Raw genomic sequence first — 19,215 nt, 5'->3', positions numbered from 1 at the left:
ACAGCTAACATGCACCCGATGGCAGGCCCCACCGGCACCGGGCCGCCCTGCCACGCCAACACAACAGGAGACTTTCATGACTGCCAACATCCCCACCGTCAAACTGCTGATCAACGGCCAGTTTGTGGAGTCCAAGAGCACCCAGTGGCGCCCTGTGGTCAACCCCGCCACCCAGGAAGTGCTGGCCCGGGTGCCGTTTGCCACGCCCGATGAGATCAACGCCGCCATCGCCAGCGGCAAGGAAGCCTTCAAGACCTGGCGCAAGACGGCCATTGGCGCCCGCGCCCGCATCTTCCTCAAGTACCAGCAGCTGATCCGCGAGAACATGGCCGAACTGGCCGCCATCCTGACCGCCGAGCAAGGCAAGACCCTGCCGGACGCCGAAGGCGACGTGTTCCGCGGCCTCGAAGTGGTCGAACACGCGGCCGGCATCGGCAACCTGCAACTCGGCGAACTGGCCAACAACGTGGCCGGTGGCGTCGACACCTACACCCTGCTGCAACCGCTGGGCGTGTGCGCCGGCATCACGCCGTTCAACTTCCCCGCCATGATCCCGCTGTGGATGTTCCCGATGGCCATCGCCACCGGCAACACCTTCGTGCTCAAGCCCTCCGAGCAGGACCCCATGGTCACCATGCGCCTGTGCGAACTCGCGCTGCAGGCCGGCATCCCGCCCGGCGTGCTCAACGTGGTGCACGGCGGTGAGGACGCGGTCAACGCCCTGTGCGACCACCCGGACATCAAGGCCATCTCGTTCGTGGGCTCGACCAAGGTCGGCACCCACGTCTACAACCGCGCCAGCCTCAACGGCAAGCGCGTGCAGTGCATGATGGGCGCCAAGAACCACGCCATCGTGATGCCCGACGCCAACAAGGAACAAACCTTGAACGCCATCGCTGGCGCCGCCTTCGGGGCCGCCGGCCAGCGCTGCATGGCGCTGTCGGTGGTGGTGCTGGTCGGCGAAGCCCGCCAGTGGGTGGACGAGCTGACCGAGAAAGCCAAGACCCTGAAGGTCAATGCCGGCACCGAAAAAGGCACCGACGTCGGCCCCCTGGTGTCCTGTGCCGCGCGCGAGCGCGTCGAAGGCCTGATCGAGCGCGGCGTGGCCGAAGGCGCCACCCTGGTGCTGGACGGCCGTCAACCGCAGGTGCCGGGCTACGAGCAAGGCAACTTTGTCGGTCCGACCATCTTCAACGGCGTGCAACCCGGCATGAGCATCTACGACCAGGAAATCTTTGGCCCGGTGCTGTGCCTGGCCGGCGCGGCCACCCTGGACGAAGCCATCGAGCTGATCAACCGCAACCCGAACGGCAACGGCACGGCCATCTTCACCCAAAGCGGTGCGGCGGCACGCAAGTTCCAGGAGGACATCGACGTCGGCCAGATTGGCATCAACGTGCCGATCCCGGTGCCGGTGCCGATCTTCTCGTTCACCGGTTCGCGCGCCTCCAAGCTCGGCGACCTGGGCCCCTACGGCAAGCAAGTGGTGATGTTCTACACCCAGACCAAGACCATCACCTCGCGCTGGTTCGACGACAGCACCGTGAGCCAGGGCGTCAACACCACCATCAGCCTGAAGTAAAACATCGGCTTTCGCCCTCGTTTTTGGAAAGCACACGATGGACTTTGAGTTGTCCGAAGAGCAGCGCGCCTTTGCCCAGAGCGCGCGCGACTTTGCACAGGCTGAATTCGCCCCCCACGCCGCACGCTGGGACGAGGAGGCGATCTTCCCGCGCGAGGCCATCGCGCAGGCTGGCGAGCTGGGCTTTTGCGGCCTCTACGCCCCCGAAGCCGCCGGTGGCCTGGCCCTGCCCCGGCTGGACGCCACGCTGGTGTTCGAAGAACTCGCCGCGGTGGACCCGTCCACCACGGCCTTCATCAGCATCCACAACATGGCCACCTGGATGCTCGGCACCTGGGCCACGCCCGCGGTGCGCGACCACTGGGGCCCCCTGTTGTGCAGCGGCCAAAAGCTGGCGTCCTACTGCCTGACCGAACCGGGCGCAGGCTCGGACGCGGCCTCGCTGAAGACGCGCGCCGAACTGGTGGGCCACGAGTACGTCATCAACGGCGGCAAGGCCTTCATTTCGGGCGCTGGCAGCACCGACGTGCTGATCCTCATGGCCCGCAGCGGCGGCCCCGGTGCCGCCGGGGTGTCGGCCTTTGTGGTGCCGGCCGACTCGCCGGGCATCAGCTACGGCAAGAAGGAGCACAAGATGGGCTGGAACAGCCAGCCCACGCGCACCATCAGCTTCGACAACGTGCGCATCCCCGCCGACCACCTGCTGGGCGCCGAGGGAGAGGGCTTCAAGATCGCCATGAAGGGGCTGGACGGCGGGCGCATCAACATCGCCACCTGCTCGGTGGGCGCAGCCCAGGGCGCCTTGGCCCAGGCCCAGCGCTACATGCAGGAACGCCAGCAGTTCGGCAAGCCGATTGCGAGCTTTCAGGCGCTGCAGTTCAAGCTGGCCGACATGGCCACCGAACTCGTGGCCGCGCGCCAGATGGTGCGCCTGGCCGCGGCCAAGCTCGATGCCGGGGCGCCGGACGCCACCACCTACTGCGCCATGGCCAAGCGCTTTGCCACCGATGTGGGCTTCACCGTCTGCAACGAGGCGCTGCAACTGCACGGCGGCTACGGCTACATCCGCGAGTACCCGCTGGAGCGGCTGCTGCGCGACGCGCGGGTGCACCAAATCCTCGAAGGCACGAACGAGATCATGCGCGTGATCATTTCGCGCCGCCTGCTCGATGGGGACGGTCCCGAAGCGATCCGCTGACCCACCACCCCTCATAAACACTCACTCCGGAGACAAACAATGAACATCGCCTTCATCGGCCTGGGCAACATGGGTGGCCCGATGGCCCTGAACCTCCAAAAGGCCGGCCACGAAGTGCAGGCCTTTGACCTGTCCAAGCCCGCTTGCGACAAGTGGGCCGAACAAGGCCTGTCGATCGCGGCCAGTGCCGCCGACGCGGTGCGTGGTGCGCAGGCCGTGATCAGCATGCTGCCCGCCAGCCAGCACGTCGAGTCGCTGTACCTGGGTGACACCGGCCTGCTGGCGCAGTTGGCCACGGGCACACTGGTGATCGACTGCTCGACCATCGCCGCCGCCAGCGCCCAAAAAGTGGCCCAGGCGGCCGCGGCGCGCGGCCTGCCCTGCATCGACGCCCCGGTGTCGGGCGGCACGGGGGGCGCCATCGCGGGCACCCTGACCTTCATGGTCGGTGGCGACGACGCGGCGCTGGCCCTGGCGCGCCCCCTGCTCGAGAAAATGGGCGCCAACATCTTCCACGCGGGCGCCGCCGGTGCCGGCCAGACCGCCAAGATCTGCAACAACATGCTGTTGGGCATCCTGATGATCGGCACCAGCGAGGCCCTGGCCCTGGGCGTGGCCAACGGGCTCGACCCGAAGGTGCTGTCGGAGATCATGCGCCGCAGCTCGGGTGGCAACTGGGCCCTCGAGAAGTACAACCCGATGCCCGGCGTGATGGACAACGTGCCGTCCTCCAAAGGCTATGCCGGGGGGTTTGGCACCGACCTGATGCTCAAGGACCTGGGCCTGGCACAGGAGAATGCCGCCGCCGTCAAGGCCAGCACCCCGTTGGGGGGCCTGGCGCGCAACCTGTATGCCGCGCACAGCCTCGGCGGCCAGGGGGCGCTGGACTTCTCCAGCGTCATCCAGCTGCTGCAAAAGCGCTGAACTGCGCTGAGAACCCGGCCCGGGGCCGGGCCCAGCCCCCAGCTCGCGGTCAGGCCCGGGGGGCTGCGAGCCGTCCACCACCAACCGTCCCGGTGCGCCTGCCGACAGTCTGGCGGGGTCGGGCGGCCTGACCCCACAGCGCAGGGGGCTGGCTAGAGTGAGGCGTCCGCCCAGAACGCCCCATGCGTGCCCTCCCCGACCGCCCCCCGATCCCCTACAGCGCCACGCAAGCTGACGTCGCGCACATCATCCTGGTGTGCCTGGCCGTGAGCCTGTTGTCCTTTTTGCTCATCGCCTGGTTGATCCGTTTTGAGTTCCAGTGGGCGGTGCTGCTGTCCCGCTCCCTGGTGATCCTGATCGCCCTGGGGGCCTTGGCCCTGTTGGGCGCGGGGTCGGTGCGCTGGAGCGCTCGGGTGCTGATCTGGGGGCTGTGGTGCGCCAACCTCGAAATCGTGAGCCAGAACGGCGGGCTGCACGCGCCTCAGATCCTGGCCTTCCCGGTGCAGCTGGCCCTGGCCGGCTGGTTGCTGGGCCGCCGCGAAACCGCCCTGCTGGCGCTGCTCACCGCCCTCAGCCTGCTGGCCCTGCTGGGGCTTGAGCAAGCCGGCCGGCTGCCACCGCCCCGCAGCCGCCACCCTTTTGTGCTGGGTTTGCTGGTCTTTGGCAACCTCGGCATCGCCACCGCTGCCGCCCTGATCAGCCGGGCCAGCTACCTGCGCCAATGCGCCCATTTGCAGCAGACGCTGGACCAGGTGCTGAAGCAGGACGCCGAACAGGCCAAGCTGCTGCAGCTGCTGGACCAATGCCCGGTGGGCCTGGCCATCACCGATGCCCGTCACCGCGTGGAGTACCTCAACCACACGCTGGCCCAAAGCCGCCGCGTGCAACGGGGCGACTGGCTGGGGCGCGACATCGCCGCCCTGAACCACCAGGGCCTCACGCCCCCGCAGATCACCGCACTGGCCCACGCTCAGGCCCTGGGGCGCCAGTGGCATGGCGAACAGACGCTCGAAGGCCCGCAGGGGCAACACCGCACCGAGTCGCTCGACGTGGCCCCCCTGCGCGACGCCCAGGGCCGCATCAACCATTGGTTTGAGCTGAGCCAGGACACCAGCGACCGGCGCTGGGCCGCCGAGCAGATTGCCCGTTTGGCCTACACCGACCCCGCCACCCAGCTGCCCAACCGCGCCGCCTTGCTGGACCACCTTGAAACACCCAGCCCCGCGGTGGAAGGGGGCCAGGCCTTGCTGCTGTTCCGGCTCTGCGGTCTGCGCGACCTGCACGACGCGATGGGCCCACAGAGCAGCGAACAGTGGCTGCTGGCGGTGGCCGACGCCTTGCGGCAACACCTGCCCGCGTCGGCCCAGGGCTACCGCCTGGGCGGCGGCACCTTTGCCATCCGCCTCTGGCAGCTGCCGTCCGGGCCCCACGAGGCGCTGAGCCATGCCCAGCGCGAGGTGGCCCGGTGGCAGCCGTGGCTGCAGCGCACCCGGCCTGGCCTGCCCCCCGACCCGGCCCCCAGCGCCCACACCGTGCACCAGGGCGCCACCCTGTACCCCTGGCGCGGTGACGCAGCCGACACCCCCAATGCCGGCCTGCAGCGCGCCAGCCTGGCGCTGAGCCAGGCCCGCAGCGAACAAGCCACCCAGGTCCGCTGGTGTGCACCCCAGCAGGTCTGGCTGGCGCAACAGCGCCTGCGGGGTCAGGCCGACTGGCTGGGAGCGCCAGGGCTGGGGCAGCTGCGCCTGCTGGTGCAGGGTCAGCACGCGCCCCAGGGGGGGCCTGTTGGGGCCTGTCTGACCTTGCTTTGGGCCCACCCGACGCTGGGTTGGCTGCCGCTGGACCGGCTGCCGGACCACCCCAGCCCCACGCCGCTGCCGTTCAACACCCCCGATCAACCGCCGCTCATCGATTGGGTCTTGGCGCAGATTGCGCACTGGCAGCAGCAACACCCTGACGCGGCGGGCCTGGTCTGGACCCTGCCCTGGCTGACCTGCTGGCTGTTGCCTGGGTCGGACCCGGGCGACAGCCGCGCCGAGGCCCTGCTGCGGCAACTGCAGAACCACGGCCTGCGGCCGCAGCAGCTGCGACTCGCCATTTCGGCGCGCCAGCTCGCCGCGCCCCTGTCGGACAACCCGGACGCACAATGCCCCCTGCACACCTGGCGCCGCGCCGGCCTTGAGCTGGTGCTGCAGGACCTGGGCCTGGGCCCGCCCTCGCCCTGGGATTTGCCCCGCTGGCCGTTCCAGGCGGTGCACCTGAGCCCCGACCTGCTCAAGGCCGTGCCCGGCAGCCCGCCGCACACCGCACTGTTGCGCGGCCTGGTGTCGGTGTGCCAGGCACAGGGCATGCGGGTGGTGGCGCAGGGGGTGGACACCCCGGCCCAGTGGCAGGCGCTGCAAGGCCTGTCGCCCGCGCTGATCCTGCAGGGCGAACAGCTCAGTCCCGCCCAGTTGATCGGCGACTGGCCCGGCCCAACCGCAGCGGCCAGGCCCGCGCCATCCCCCTCAACGCCCTTGAGAAACAGCTGATTTCAAGCCCCAGCGCACAAACCGGTCTGGGCTCCCGGATAATGCGGGCCCATGAATCCACTGCTCTCCAAACTGCAGCCCTACCCGTTTGAGCGGCTGCGACAGCTGTTCGCTGGCGTCACCCCCAACGCGCACTACAGCCCCATCAGCCTGGGCATTGGTGAGCCCAAGCACGCCACCCCCGAGTTCATCAAGAGCGCCCTGGTCAACAGCCTCGAAGGCCTGGCCGGCTACCCCGCCACCGCCGGCGAGCCCCGCCTGCGTGAAGCCATGGCCCAGTGGGTCGAGCGGCGCTACGGCCTGAAGGTCGACCCCGCCACCCAGGTGCTGCCGGTCAACGGTTCGCGCGAGGCCCTGTTCGCCTTCGCCCAGACCGTCATCGATCCGCGCTGGCCGACCCCGGCCGTGGTCTGCCCCAACCCGTTCTATCAAATCTACGAAGGCGCAGCGCTGCTGGCCGGTGCCGAGCCGTATTTCGCCCCCAGCGACCCGGCGCGCAACTTCGCGGTGGACTGGGACAGCGTGCCGGCCGACATCTGGTCGCGCACCCAGCTGATCTTTGTCTGCTCGCCCGGCAACCCCACGGGCGCGGTGATGCCACTGGACGAGTGGAAAAAACTGTTCGAACTGAGCGACCGCTACGGCTTCATCATTGCCTCCGACGAGTGCTACAGCGAAATCTACTTCCGTGACGAGCCACCGCTCGGCGGCCTCGAAGCCGCCAAGAAGCTGGGCCGCGACGACTTCAAGAACCTGGTGGCCTTCACCAGCCTGTCCAAGCGCAGCAATGTGCCAGGCCTGCGCAGCGGCTTTGTGGCGGGTGACGCGGCCATCATCAAGCAGTTCCTGCTCTACCGCACCTACCACGGCAGCGCCATGAGCCCGATCGTGCAGACCGCCAGCATCGCGGCCTGGAACGACGAGACCCATGTGGTCGAGAACCGCGTGCTCTACCGCAAGAAGTTTGCGCAGGTCACGCCGATCCTGGCCGGGGTGCTCGAAGTGGCCCTGCCCGACGCCAGCTTCTACCTCTGGGCCCGCGTGCCCGACGCCCTTGGCCTGAGCGACACGGCTTTCGCCAAGGAGCTGCTGGCTCAATACAATGTCACCGTGCTGCCCGGCAGCTACCTGGCCCGCGACGTGGCCGGCGTGAACCCTGGGGCCCAGCGCATCCGCATGGCCTTGGTGGCCGACGCCGCGGAATGCGTCGAAGCGGCCCTGCGCATCGTGAATTTCGTCCAATCCAAAAGCAAGTAATCCATGACTCAACAGCTGCAAACCCTGATCGACTCCGCCTGGGAGAACCGTGCCAACCTGTCGCCCGCCAGCGCCCCCAAGGAAGTGAGCGAAGCCGTCGACCACGTGATCGCCGAACTCGACTCGGGCCGCCTGCGCGTGGCCACCCGTGAAGGCGTGGGCCAATGGACCGTGCACCAGTGGATCAAGAAGGCCGTGTTGCTGTCCTTCCGCCTGAAGGACAACCAGTACATCGGCGGCGGCGACCTGGGCTTCTACGACAAGGTCCCGACCAAGTTCGCCGGCCTCAGCGAAGAGCAACTCAAGGCCACCGGCGTGCGCGTGGTGCCGCCGGCCGTGGCCCGCCAAGGCAGCTTCATCGCCAAGGGCGCGATCCTGATGCCCTCGTACGTCAACATCGGCGCCTACGTGGACGAAGGCACCATGGTGGACACCTGGGCCACCGTGGGCAGCTGCGCCCAAGTCGGCAAGAACGTTCACCTGTCCGGCGGTGTCGGCCTGGGCGGCGTGCTCGAACCCCTGCAAGCCAACCCGACCATCATCGAAGACAACTGCTTCATCGGTGCCCGCTCGGAAATCGTGGAAGGCGTGATCGTCGAAGAAAACTCGGTCATCTCGATGGGCGTGTACATCGGCCAGAGCACCCCGATCTATGACCGCGCCACTGGCGAAATCAGCTACGGCCGCGTGCCCGCCGGCTCGGTGGTCATCAGCGGCAGCCTGCCCAAGGACGGTGGCCGCTACAGCCTGTACGCCGCCATCATCGTCAAGCGTGTGGACGCCCAGACCCGCGCCAAGACCAGCCTGAACGACCTGCTGCGCGACTGATCGCGCCGGGCCCTGCGCGACCCGCGCGGGGCCTGGGTCTGACCCCGTTTTCGCCCCCGACCCCAGCCCGTCCCCAGAAAGCCCAGCCCCATGAGCGCGAACATGAGCATGATGGAACGCATCCTGCGGTTGATGAGCGAAAAGGGCGCCTCCGACGTTTACCTGTCGGCCAACGCGCCCGCGCTGATCCGCATCAACGGGGTCTGCATCCCCGTCAACAACCAGCTGCTGCCCTTCGATGCCCCACGCAGCCTGCTGGCCGAGATCCTACAGCCGGCCCAGATGGAAGAACTCGCCGAAACCGGTGAGCTCAACGTGGGCTACGCCCTCAAGGGCATTGGCCGCTTCCGCATCAGCGCCATGCACCAGCGGGGCAGCGTGGCCGCGGTGATCCGCTACATCACCCACGAAATCCCCAAGCTGGCCGACCTCAACCTGCCCCCGATCCTGACCGACCTGATCATGGAAAAGCGGGGCTTGCTGCTGGTGGTGGGGGCCACGGGCTCGGGCAAGAGCACCAGCCTGGCCTCGATGCTGGACAACCGCAACGAACACAGCACCGGCCACATCCTGACCATCGAGGAGCCGATCGAGTTCCTGTTCAAGAACAAGAAGTCGATCATCAACCAGCGCGAGGTCGGCACCGACACCCAGTCGACCCAGATCGCGCTCAAGAACGCCCTGCGCCAGGCCCCCGATGTGATCCTGATCGGCGAAATCCGCGACCGCGAAACCATGTCGGCGGCGCTGGCCTACGCCCAGTCAGGCCACCTGGTGCTGGCCACCATGCATGCCAACAACAGCTACCAGGCGCTGAACCGCATCCTGAGCTTCTACCCGGTGGAAGTGCGCCAGACCTTGCTGGTGGACCTGAGCTCGGCCCTCAAGGCGGTGATCTCGCAGCGCCTGCTGCGGCGCCAGACCGGCGGGCGCATCCCCGCCTGCGAGGTGCTGCGCAACACCAAACTGGTGGCCGACCTGATCGAAAAAGGCGACTTCAACGGCATCCAGGAAGCCATGGAGAAGTCGATGGCCGAAGGCTCGCAAACCTTCGAAGAGGACCTGGCCCGCCTGATCCTCAATGGCGAAGTCGACCGCAAGGAAGCCATGTCCTACGCCGACTCGCCAACCAACCTGATGTGGCGCCTGCAGAACGACTTTCAGCAGTCCCACAAGGCCGCCAGCGAAGCGGCCAAGGCCCGCGCCGAACCCGACGACGAGCCCTCCTTCACCGAAATTGTCCTGGACGTTAAGCACTGATGTCGCGCACCCTGCTCCTCAGCGAACAACTCATTTCGCGCCCCTCCGTGACCCCCGACGACGCGGGTTGCCAAGCCCTGCTGCGCCAGCGTCTGGAGGCCATCGGCTTTGTCTGCGAGCAGATCGACAGCGGCCCGGCGGATTTCCGCGTCAGCAACCTGTGGGCCAAGCGCCCCAGCGCCGTGCCTGGCGCCCCGACCCTGGTGTTTGCCGGCCACACCGACGTGGTGCCCACCGGCCCGCTCGAACAGTGGACCAGCGACCCGTTCACGCCCACCCACCGCGACGGCCACCTGTATGGCCGCGGTGCGGCTGACATGAAGACCTCGATCGCTGCGTTTGTGGTGGCCTGCGAAGAGTTCCTGGCGGCCCAGCCTGAGCCGGCCTTGTCGCTGGCCCTGCTGATCACCAGCGACGAGGAAGGCCCGTCGATCGACGGCACCCAGGTGGTCTGCCGTGAGCTGTCGGCGCGTGGCGAGCGCCTGGACTACTGCATCGTGGGTGAACCGACCTCGGTCGAACGCCTGGGCGACATGATCAAGAACGGCCGCCGCGGCAGCCTCAGCGCCAAGCTCACCGTGCTTGGCGTGCAGGGCCACATTGCCTACCCGCAACTGGCACGCAACCCGATTCACCAGGCGCTGCCGGCGCTGGCCGAGCTGGCCGCCACCGAATGGGACCGCGGCAACGAATTCTTCCCGCCCACCAGCTGGCAGGTCAGCAACATCCATGGCGGCACCGGCGCCACCAACGTGATCCCGGGCCAGGTGGTGGTGGACTTCAACTTCCGCTTCTCCACCGAATGCACTGCCGAAGGCCTGAAGCAGCGCGTGCAGGCGGTGCTGGACCGCCACGGCCTGAGCTACGACATCCACTGGACCCTGGGTGGCCAACCCTTCCTGACCCCGCCGGGCACCCTGGTCGGCGCCGTGCAACAGGCCATCCGTGACGAAGTCGGTCTGGAGACCGAGCTGTCCACCACCGGAGGCACCAGCGATGGCCGCTTCATTGCCCAGATCTGCCCGCAGGTGCTCGAGTTCGGCCCCATCAATGCCAGCATCCACAAGATTGACGAAAACGTGAAGGTGGCCGACCTGGACCCGCTCAAGAACATCTACCGCCGCACCCTGGCCCACCTCGACACCGGCCTGCGCGCCCCGGGGGCCGCATGAGCGCCCCCACCACCGTGCTGCCCTTGATCGAACAGGCCGCCGCCCAGCTCGAGCAGGCCGGCGTGGCCTTTGGCCATGGCACCACCAACGCCTTTGACGAAGCCGCCTGGCTGGTGCTGTGGCGCCTGGGCCTGCCGCTGGACAGCGCGCTCGACGGCGCCCCCGATGGCGAGGAGGACGTGGCGCTGCGCCCGGTCAGCGCCGAAGAAGCCGCCCAGGTGCAGGCCCTGATCGCCCAGCGCATCAGCACCCGCCAACCCGCGGCCTACCTGACCCAGGAGGCCTGGCTGCAAGGCGTGCCCTTTTACGTGGACGAACGCGCCATCGTGCCGCGCAGCTTCATTGCCGAGCTGATCGCCGATGGCAGCATCGACCCCTGGCTCAGCGACCAGACCCACCAGGTGCTGGACCTGTGCACCGGCAACGGCAGTCTGGCCGTGCTGGCCGCGATGGCCTGGCCGGAGGTCGTGGTCACCGGGGCCGACCTGTCGCCCGAGGCGCTGGCGGTGGCCCGCATCAACGTCGACCGCCACGGCCTGCAAGAACGCATCAGCCTGGGCCTCAGCGACGGCCTCAGCGCCCTGCCCGGCCCCTACGACCTGATCCTCTGCAACCCGCCCTACGTCAACGCCCAGAGCATGAGCGAGTTGCCCGCCGAGTACCGGGCCGAGCCCGAACTGGCCCTGGCCGGTGGGGCTGACGGCATGGACTTCGTGCGCCAGTTGCTGGACCAGGTCGCCAGTCGCCTGAGCCAGCACGGCGTGCTGGTGCTGGAGATCGGCAACGAGCGCGGCTACTTCGAGGCCGCCTTCCCCGACCTGCCGGTGTTCTGGCTCGACACCAGCGCCGGCGAAGACCAGGTGCTGCTGGTGACCCGCGAGGCGCTGATGCGCTTCCACCTGGCCGACGCCTGAGCGGCGTTGCCACCGGCGTGGCCCCCCTGTCTTGCCCGCGGATCCCCCCGCGGCGCCCAGGCGTGCGAAAATAGAAGGCTTTGCCCCTTCTTCTCCGGAATGTTCCGGCCACGCCATGATCACCCTCAAAAACATCGTCTTGCGACGCGGCTCCCGTGTGCTGCTGAACCAGGTCTCAGTCAACCTGAACCCCGGCGAAAAAGTGGGCCTGGTGGGCCGCAACGGCGCGGGCAAATCGACCCTGTTTGCGCTGCTCAATGGCAGCTTGCACGAGGACGGCGGCGACTTCGTCATTCCGCGCCAATGGCGCATGGCCCAAGTGGCCCAGAACATGCCCGAGACCGAGGAGTCGGCCACCGAGTTCGTGCTGGCCGGCGACACCCGCCTGGCCGAACTGCGCGAGCACCTGAAGGCCCTGGAAGCGTCTGACGCGTCCTACGACGACCCCGAGCACGGCATGGCCATCGCCCAGGCCTACACCGACCTGGCCGACGCCGGTGACCACGACGCCGTGCCGCGCGCGCAGGCCCTGATCCTGGGGCTGGGCTTCCAGGCCCATGAGCTGGAACTGCCGGTGAACAGCTTCTCGGGCGGCTGGCGCATGCGCTTGCAACTGGCCCGGGCGCTGATGTGCCCGTCCGACCTGCTGCTGCTCGACGAACCGACCAACCACTTGGACTTGGACGCCCTGGTCTGGCTTGAAGCCTGGCTCAAGCGCTACGCGGGCACCATGATCGTGATCAGCCACGACCGCGAGTTCCTCGACGCGGTGACCAACGTCACGCTGCACATCGACAACGCCCAGCTGGTGCGCTACGGCGGCAACTACAGCGCCTTTGAAACCCTGCAGGCCCAGCAGCTCGAGCTGCAGCAGGCCGCCTTCGCCAAGCAGCAGGACAAGATCGCCCACCTGCAGAAGTTCATTGACCGCTTCAAGGCCAAGGCCAGCAAGGCCAAGCAGGCCCAGAGCCGGGTCAAGGCGCTGGAACGCATGGAGAAGGTGGCCCCGATCCTGGCCAACGCCGAATTCACCTTCGAATTCAAGGAGCCCACCAACCTGCCCAACCCGATGCTGGCGATCAGCGACGCGGCCTTCGGCTACGAGACCGACGAGGGGCAAAAGGTCATCCTGCGCGGCGTCAGCCGCTCGGTGCTGGCCGGCCAGCGCATTGGCATCCTGGGCGCCAACGGCCAGGGCAAGTCGACCCTGGTGAAGACGATTGCGCGCGACATGAAGGCCCTGGCCGGCAGCGTGACCGAAGGCAAGGGCCTGACGATTGGCTACTTTGCCCAGCAGGAACTGGACGTGCTGCGCACCGGCGAGAACCCGCTCGAGCACATGATCCGCCTGGCCCGTGACATGGGCCCCAACTCGCGCGAGCCCTCGCGCGAACAGGACCTGCGCAGCTACCTGGGCTCGTTCAACTTCAGTGGCGACATGGTCAAACAGGCCGTGGGCACCATGAGTGGCGGCGAAAAAGCCCGCCTGGTGCTGGCCATGATCGTCTGGCAACGCCCCAACCTGCTGTTGCTGGACGAGCCGACCAACCACTTGGACCTGGCCACGCGCGAGGCCCTGGCCATGGCGCTCAATGAGTTTGAAGGCACCGTCATGCTGGTCAGCCACGACCGGGCCTTGCTGCGCTCGGTGTGCGATGAGTTCTGGCTGGTGGGCCGCGGCGTGGTGGGACCGTTTGACGGTGACCTCGACGACTACCAGCGCTACCTGCTGGAGGAATCCAAGCGCCTGCGCGAGGTGGCCCGCGACACCCAACGCAGCCTCGAAGCCGATGCAGCGGCCGCCACGCCCGCCCCCGCCGTGGCGGTGCCTGTGGCCGCAGCCCCCGTGGCCGCCCCGGCGCCGGCACCGGAGGCCAGCAAGCCCGCCGTGGCCCAGCGTGACCAGCGCAAGCTGGACGCCCAGGCGCGCCAGCAACTGGCCGAGAAAACCCGGCCGCTGAAGCGCGAGCTGGAACAAATCGACCAGCGCATGGCCCAGTTGAGCCAGCAGAAGACCGAGCTCGAAACCCGTTTGAGCACCGCGCTGCCGCCGGCCGAAATCGCCGAATGCGGTCGCCAGCTCAAAGCCGCGACCGAGGGCATTGAACAGCTCGAAGAACGCTGGCTGGAGCTGACCGAGCAGATCGAGGCCCTCACCGCGGCGGCCTGAGCGCGGCGAGTCACCACTGCCGAGCCACCGAGCCACCGGGCCCCAGTGGCCCCGGGCTCAGCGACAATCACCGACCATGTTGTCTCCCCGGCCCACCTGTCGCCCCCGCCCTGCGGCCCTGCCGCGCGGTCTGCGGGCCCCTGTCGCCAGCCTGCTGATCCTGGCGCTGCTGGGCTGCGCCGGCCCGGCCGTGCCGCCCGATTCCACCTTTCCCCCTTTGCACCCTGTGCCAGCCGGCGCAGACCAGGTGCCCCCTGACCAGGCCACCGCCAGCCCCCCGGCGCCGGCCCACCGCCCGCCCGCCCCCGCCAGTGCCGTGCTGGCCTCGCGTTACCTCGCGGTGGTCGACGCGGGCAGCAGTGGCACCCGCCTGCACCTCTACCAGAGCCAGCCCGATGGCCGCTTTGTCACGGTGCGCGAGCTGTTCAGCCACGCCCAGGCGCCCCACCCCCTGGCCTGGTACAACGGCAGCAACGGCCCCGGCAGCGAGCCCGACGCAGCGGGCCCCGCTGGCCTGCAGCCCTTGCTGAAACGCCTGCAGGATCAGCTGCAGGCTCAGGGCCTGGCCCCCGCCCAGGTGCAGGTCGACGTGCTGGCCACCGCGGGCATGCGCCTGCTGCCCGCGGCCACCGCCGACGCCATCTATGCCAGCGTGCGAGCCACCCTGGCGCGCCAGGGATTCAGCACCGGCGAGGTGCGCACCCTCAGCGGTCGGGATGAAGGCCTGTACGCCTGGGTCGACCTGAACTACCTGCAAGGGCGTTTTCACCGCCAGGAAGCCACCGAGGGCGTGGTCGAGGTGGGCGGTGCTTCGGCCCAGGTGGCCTTTGCATTGCCCGCCGAAGCCGCTGCGGCGGCCCCCCGCCAAGCCCCCCAACTCAGCGAGCACGAGATCAATGGCGTGCGCTACACCGTGTTTGCCTTGTCCTACCTGGGACTGGGGCAGAACCAGGCACGCCAGGCCATGCTGCAACACCCGGCCTCGGGGGGCACCGAGGCCAATGTCTGTTACCCCCAGCACAGCGGGGCCACGCCGCAGCGCTACCAAACCGACCTGCGCGGCCTCAGCGTGCTGGCCCGCGGCAGCCGTTACAGCACGCAATGCCGCCAGGTCTACGAGTCGGTGGTGCAGCAGGCCGGCGCCAGCCCGGTCAACGCCTACCCGGTGCCCCAGGTGACGCAGCAGGCGGGCTTTGCGCAGACCCGCTTTGTCGGCCTGTCGTCGGTGTACTACGCGTTCCGCGACTGGGGGGCCTTGAACGCGCCCTCACCGGCCCAGGCCCTGCAAGAGCGGCTGGACCAACAGTGCGGCGGCGCCGACGCCTGGGCGCGCGTGCTGAACCAGTTCCGCCAGCAGGCCAATGTGTTCACCCAGAACGCGTGTGCCAATGGCAGCTTCATGCTGGCCTACCTGTACAGCCCGCAGGGCCTGGGCCTGCGGAGTGACCAGTTGCGTGCCCTGGGGCGGGTGCAGGGCCAGGAGCCCAGCTGGACGCGCGGTCGGGTGGTGCTGCAGGCGGCCCAGCCGACCCGCTAGGACCGCCGCGCCCAGCCGAGGCCAGGCCCCAAGCCCACCGGACAGGCGGCCCTCACCCGGGTCGAACCGGACCGGGCCATCAGTCCAACGCGGCGTGCACCAGCGTGCGGGTGTAGTCGCTGCGCGGTGCCGACAGCAGCTGCTGCACCGGGCCCGCTTCGACCACCGCGCCGTCCTTCATGACCAGCACCTCGTGCGCCATGGCGCGGATGACGGCAATGTCGTGGGTGATCAGCAAGTAGCTCAGACCCCGTTCACGCTGCAGGCCCTGCAAGAGCTGCAACACCTGCTTCTGGATGCTGACGTCGAGCGCACTGGTGGGTTCGTCAAGCACCAGCCAGCGCGGCTGCACGATGAGGGCCCGGGCAATCGCCAGACGCTGCCGCTGCCCGCCCGAGAACTCATGCGGGTAGCGCGCCAGCAATCCGGGGAACTGCGCCTCGGACAGGCCCACATCGGACAACGCCGCCATCACCCGGCGTCGGCGCTCGGGCAGGGGCAGGCCGGGTTCGTGCACCTGCAGGCCTTCGCCCACGATCTCTTCCACCGTGAGGCGCGGCGACAGCGACGAGAACGGGTCCTGGAACACCACCTGCACCTGCCGGCGCAGCGCCCGGTGCGCGGGCGTGTTGCGCGTGCCCAGCCCCTGCCAGGTCTGCCCGCCGAGGTCGAGCTGGCCCGAAAAGGGCAGCAAACCCAGCACGGCCTGGGCCAGCGTGGACTTGCCCGAACCCGACTCGCCGACCACACCCAGCGTGCGGCCCGCCGCCAGCTCAAAACTGGCGCCCTGCACCGCGACAAACTCGGCGCTGCCGAACCAGCCACGCCAACCCGGGCGCGGCACTGCATAGGCCACGCGCAGGTCCTGCGCGCGCAGGACCGTGGCGGGGGTCGGGGCCTGGGGGTCGACCTCGATCACCTCGCGGGCCGGCACGCTGTCGAGCAATTGCCGGGTGTACGGGTGCTGCGGGTGGGCGAACACCTCGGCCACCGGGCCTTGCTCGACCAGGTGGCCATGCTCCATCACCGCCACGCGGTCGGCGAAACGGCGCACCATCTGCAAATCGTGCGTGATCAGCAGCACGGCCATGCCGGTGCGGGCCTGCAAGGCGCTGAGCAGGTCCAGGATCTGGGCCCGCAGGGTGACATCGAGCGCGGTGGTGGGCTCGTCGGCCAACAGCAGCCGCGGCTCGGTGGCCAGGGCCATCGCGATCATCGCGCGTTGGCGCTGCCCGCCCGACAACTGGTGCGGGTAGGCGCGCGCCCGGCGTTCGGGCTCGGGCAGGCCGGTATCGGCCAAGGCCTGCACCGCGAGCGGCCAGGCCTCACGCCGGTTCAGGCCCTTTTTGAGCTGCAACACTTCGACGATCTGCTCGCCCACGGTGAACAGCGGGTTCAGGGCCGTCATCGGCTCTTGGAAGATCATCGCGATGTCGTCGCCCCGCACCCCCAGCAGCTCGGGCTCGGGCAGGCTCAGCAGGTCCTGGCGTGGCGCGTCCGGGTCGCGCGCGCTGAGCCAGACGTGGCCCGTGCAGCGCGCCTGGGCGGCCAAACGCAGCAGGCTCAGCGCCGTCACCGACTTGCCCGAACCCGACTCGCCCACCAGTGCCACTTTTTCACCGGCCTGGATCTGGAGGTCGATGCCGTGCACCACCGCCTTGTCGCCAAAGGCGATGCGCAGTTGTTCGATCTGCAACAGGGGCTGGCTCATGACTGGGCCTCCGCCTTGCGCGGGTCCAGGGCGTCGCGCAGCGCGTCCCCCATGAAGGTCAGCAGCAGCAAGGTCACGACCAGGACGCCAAAGGTGGACAACGAGATCCACCAGGCGTCGATGTTGGCCTTGCCCTGGCTCAGCAGCTCACCGAGCGAGGGGGTGCCCGGCGGCACCCCCAAGCCCAGAAAATCGAGTGAGGTCAGCGCCAGGATGGCCGCGCTCATGCGGAACGGCAAGAAGGTGACCACCGGCGTCAGGCTGTTGGGCAGGATGTGGCGCCAGATGATCTGCAGGTTGGACACCCCCAGCGCGCGCGCCGCCTTGACGTAGTCGAGCTGGCGGTTGCGCAGGAACTCGGCGCGCACATAGTCGGACAGGCCCATCCAGCCAAACAAACTGAGCAGCAAGAGCAGCAGGGCCACACTGGGCGCAAACACCGCGCTGAAGATGATCAGCAGGTACAGCTCGGGCATCGAGCCCCAAATCTCGATGAAACGCTGAAACGCCAGGTCGGTGCGACCACCAAAATAGCCCTGGATGGCGCCCGTGAGCACCCCCAGGACCACGCCCGACACGGTCAGGGCCAGGGCGAACAGCACGCTGACCCGAAAGCCGTAAATCAGCTGCGCCAGCAGGTCGCGGCCCCGGTCGTCGGTGCCCAACCAGTTGTCGCGCGAGGGCGCCGAGGGGTTGGGCTCGCGGGCAAAGTAGTTGAGCGTCTTGGGCCCATACGGGTTGGGCGCGAACACCGCCCAGTTGCCCGGCTGGGCCAGCTGGGCGCGGATGAAGGGGTCGAGAAAATCGGTCGGGGTGTCGAAATCACCGCCAAACACCTTCTCGGGGTAGTCCTGCCACAGCGGCGTGTAAAACTGGCCCTGGTAACGCACCAGCCAGGGCCGGTCGTTGGACACCAACTCGGCGGCCAGGCTGAACACCACCATGCCCACAAACAGCCACAGGCTGACATAGCCCAGCCGGTTGCGCTTGAAGCGCAGCCAGGCGCGCCGGCTGGGGCTCAGGCTGGCGGGCACCGGCGCGGGCTTGGAGGGGGGCGCCGGTGGCGCGATGGGCGACAGGCCTTCAATCGAATTTGACACGGGGGTCCACCCAGATATAAGACAGGTCAGAAATCAGCTTGGTCAGCAAACCAATCAACGTGAACAGGTACAGCGTGCCGAGCACCACCGGGTAGTCGCGGCGGATCACGCTCTCGTAGCTCAGCAGGCCCAGGCCGTCGAGCGAGAACAGGGTTTCGATCAGCAGCGAACCGGTGAAAAACGCCCCCACAAAGGCCGCCGGAAAGCCCGTGATGATGGGGATCAGCGCATTGCGGAACACATGCTTCCAAAGCACCTGGCGCTCGCTGAGGCCCTTGGCCCGCGCCGTGATGACGTACTGCTTGCGAATCTCTTCCAGGAAGGCGTTCTTGGTCAGCATGGCCGTCACCGCGAAGCTGCCCAACACCATGGCCACGATTGGCAGCGTGATGTGCCACAGGTAGTCGACCACCCGCGCGCCCCAGCTGAGCTCGTCCCAGTTGGCCGAGGTCAGGCCGCGCAGCGGGAACCACTGCAACTGCCCGCCGAAAATCACCAGCAAGGCCACGCCCAGCACAAAGCCCGGCACCGCATAGCCAAACAGCACCAGCAAGGTGGTCATCAAGTCAAAGCGCGAGCCTGCGCGCACGGCCTTCGCCACCCCCAGGGGCACGGCGACGCCGTAGCTGATGAAGAACGTCCACAGCCCCAGGCTGGCCGACACCGGCAGCTTCTCGAGGATCAGTTGCCAGACGTCCTTGTTCTGAAAAAAGCTGCGCCCCAGGTCAAAGCGTGCGAACTGACCCAGCATCTGCCAAAAGCGCTCGGGCGCGGGTTTGTCAAAGCCGTATAAGGCCTTGATCTGGTCCAGGCGCTTGGGGTCCACGCCCTGCCCGCCCCGGTAGCTGAAGCCGCCGCCCTCGGCGCTGCCACTGCCGGCCGCCGCGGTGCGGGCCTCGACCAGGTACTGCTCCACCGGGCCGCCGGGCACGAACTGGATCACGGCAAAGGTCAGCAGCAGCACCCCGAACAGCGTGGGCACCATCAGCAGGAGGCGTTTGACAAGGTAGGCCAGCATGGGTCTGTGCAAT

At 68.3% G+C, this 19,215-nt stretch carries 14 protein-coding genes; 11 read left to right on the top strand and 3 right to left on the bottom strand.

Annotated features, from left to right (window positions below):
* The first annotated feature begins 76 nt into the window (after nucleotides 1–76).
* The 11 genes from PSQ40_RS02760 (at nucleotide 77) to PSQ40_RS02710 (ending at nucleotide 15,373) form a co-directional block, all read left to right on the top strand.
* Nucleotides 77–1,582, top strand: a complete 1,506-nt coding sequence (locus tag PSQ40_RS02760; RefSeq protein WP_273948585.1) for a CoA-acylating methylmalonate-semialdehyde dehydrogenase — start codon at nucleotides 77–79, stop codon at nucleotides 1,580–1,582.
* 37 nt (nucleotides 1,583–1,619) lie between these two features.
* Nucleotides 1,620–2,780: an acyl-CoA dehydrogenase family protein gene (locus tag PSQ40_RS02755; RefSeq protein WP_273948583.1), complete on the top strand. Its 1,161-nt coding sequence runs from the start codon at nucleotides 1,620–1,622 to the stop codon at nucleotides 2,778–2,780.
* A gap of 39 nt (nucleotides 2,781–2,819) precedes the next feature.
* Nucleotides 2,820–3,704, top strand: coding sequence for a 3-hydroxyisobutyrate dehydrogenase (gene mmsB, locus PSQ40_RS02750; RefSeq protein WP_273948581.1), 885 nt, complete (start codon nucleotides 2,820–2,822; stop codon nucleotides 3,702–3,704).
* Nucleotides 3,705–3,886: 182 nt separating this feature from the next.
* Nucleotides 3,887–6,235 (top strand): bifunctional diguanylate cyclase/phosphodiesterase, encoded by a 2,349-nt coding sequence (locus PSQ40_RS02745; protein ID WP_273948579.1) that lies wholly within the window; start codon nucleotides 3,887–3,889, stop codon nucleotides 6,233–6,235.
* A 51-nt stretch (nucleotides 6,236–6,286) separates the two neighbouring features.
* A complete protein-coding gene (gene dapC / locus PSQ40_RS02740) occupies nucleotides 6,287–7,492 on the top strand; it encodes a succinyldiaminopimelate transaminase (protein WP_273948577.1) in 1,206 nt (401 codons plus the stop codon).
* Nucleotides 7,493–7,495: 3 nt separating this feature from the next.
* Nucleotides 7,496–8,320: a 2,3,4,5-tetrahydropyridine-2,6-dicarboxylate N-succinyltransferase gene (gene dapD / locus PSQ40_RS02735; protein ID WP_273948576.1), complete on the top strand. Its 825-nt coding sequence runs from the start codon at nucleotides 7,496–7,498 to the stop codon at nucleotides 8,318–8,320.
* Between the two features lie 102 nt (nucleotides 8,321–8,422).
* On the top strand, nucleotides 8,423–9,580 hold the full coding sequence (locus PSQ40_RS02730) for a PilT/PilU family type 4a pilus ATPase (RefSeq protein ID WP_273948832.1): 1,158 nt from the start codon (nucleotides 8,423–8,425) through the stop codon (nucleotides 9,578–9,580).
* A complete protein-coding gene (gene dapE, locus PSQ40_RS02725) occupies nucleotides 9,580–10,752 on the top strand; it encodes a succinyl-diaminopimelate desuccinylase (protein WP_273948573.1) in 1,173 nt (390 codons plus the stop codon). The genes PSQ40_RS02730 and dapE overlap by 1 nt, the downstream gene beginning before the upstream one ends.
* Complete coding sequence (prmB, locus tag PSQ40_RS02720; protein WP_273948571.1) at nucleotides 10,749–11,666, top strand: 50S ribosomal protein L3 N(5)-glutamine methyltransferase; 918 nt, start codon at nucleotides 10,749–10,751, stop codon at nucleotides 11,664–11,666. The genes dapE and prmB overlap by 4 nt, the downstream gene beginning before the upstream one ends.
* Nucleotides 11,667–11,781: 115 nt before the next feature.
* Nucleotides 11,782–13,836: an ABC-F family ATP-binding cassette domain-containing protein gene (locus PSQ40_RS02715; protein WP_273948569.1), complete on the top strand. Its 2,055-nt coding sequence runs from the start codon at nucleotides 11,782–11,784 to the stop codon at nucleotides 13,834–13,836.
* 76 nt (nucleotides 13,837–13,912) lie between these two features.
* Nucleotides 13,913–15,373 (top strand): hypothetical protein, encoded by a 1,461-nt coding sequence (locus tag PSQ40_RS02710; RefSeq protein WP_273948567.1) that lies wholly within the window; start codon nucleotides 13,913–13,915, stop codon nucleotides 15,371–15,373.
* Nucleotides 15,374–15,452: 79 nt separating this feature from the next.
* Here PSQ40_RS02710 and PSQ40_RS02705 read toward each other — a convergent pair whose 3' ends face one another.
* From PSQ40_RS02705 to PSQ40_RS02695, 3 genes are read right to left on the bottom strand one after another with little or no spacing between them, the layout of a single operon-like run.
* Nucleotides 15,453–17,084 (bottom strand): ABC transporter ATP-binding protein, encoded by a 1,632-nt coding sequence (locus PSQ40_RS02705; RefSeq protein ID WP_273948564.1) that lies wholly within the window; start codon nucleotides 17,082–17,084, stop codon nucleotides 15,453–15,455.
* Nucleotides 17,081–18,184, bottom strand: coding sequence for an ABC transporter permease (locus PSQ40_RS02700; protein ID WP_409338535.1), 1,104 nt, complete (start codon nucleotides 18,182–18,184; stop codon nucleotides 17,081–17,083). The genes PSQ40_RS02705 and PSQ40_RS02700 overlap by 4 nt, the downstream gene beginning before the upstream one ends.
* Nucleotides 18,168–19,202: a microcin C ABC transporter permease YejB gene (locus PSQ40_RS02695; RefSeq protein ID WP_273948561.1), complete on the bottom strand. Its 1,035-nt coding sequence runs from the start codon at nucleotides 19,200–19,202 to the stop codon at nucleotides 18,168–18,170. Before PSQ40_RS02695 ends, PSQ40_RS02700 begins: the two co-directional genes overlap by 17 nt.
* Nucleotides 19,203–19,215 lie beyond the last annotated feature (13 nt).

The organism is Curvibacter cyanobacteriorum, from assembly GCF_028649475.1.
GTDB lineage: Bacteria > Pseudomonadota > Gammaproteobacteria > Burkholderiales > Burkholderiaceae_C > Curvibacter > Curvibacter cyanobacteriorum.
The sequence above is the reverse complement of the archived record's forward strand: the minus strand, read 5'-3'. Positions and strand labels throughout refer to the sequence as shown.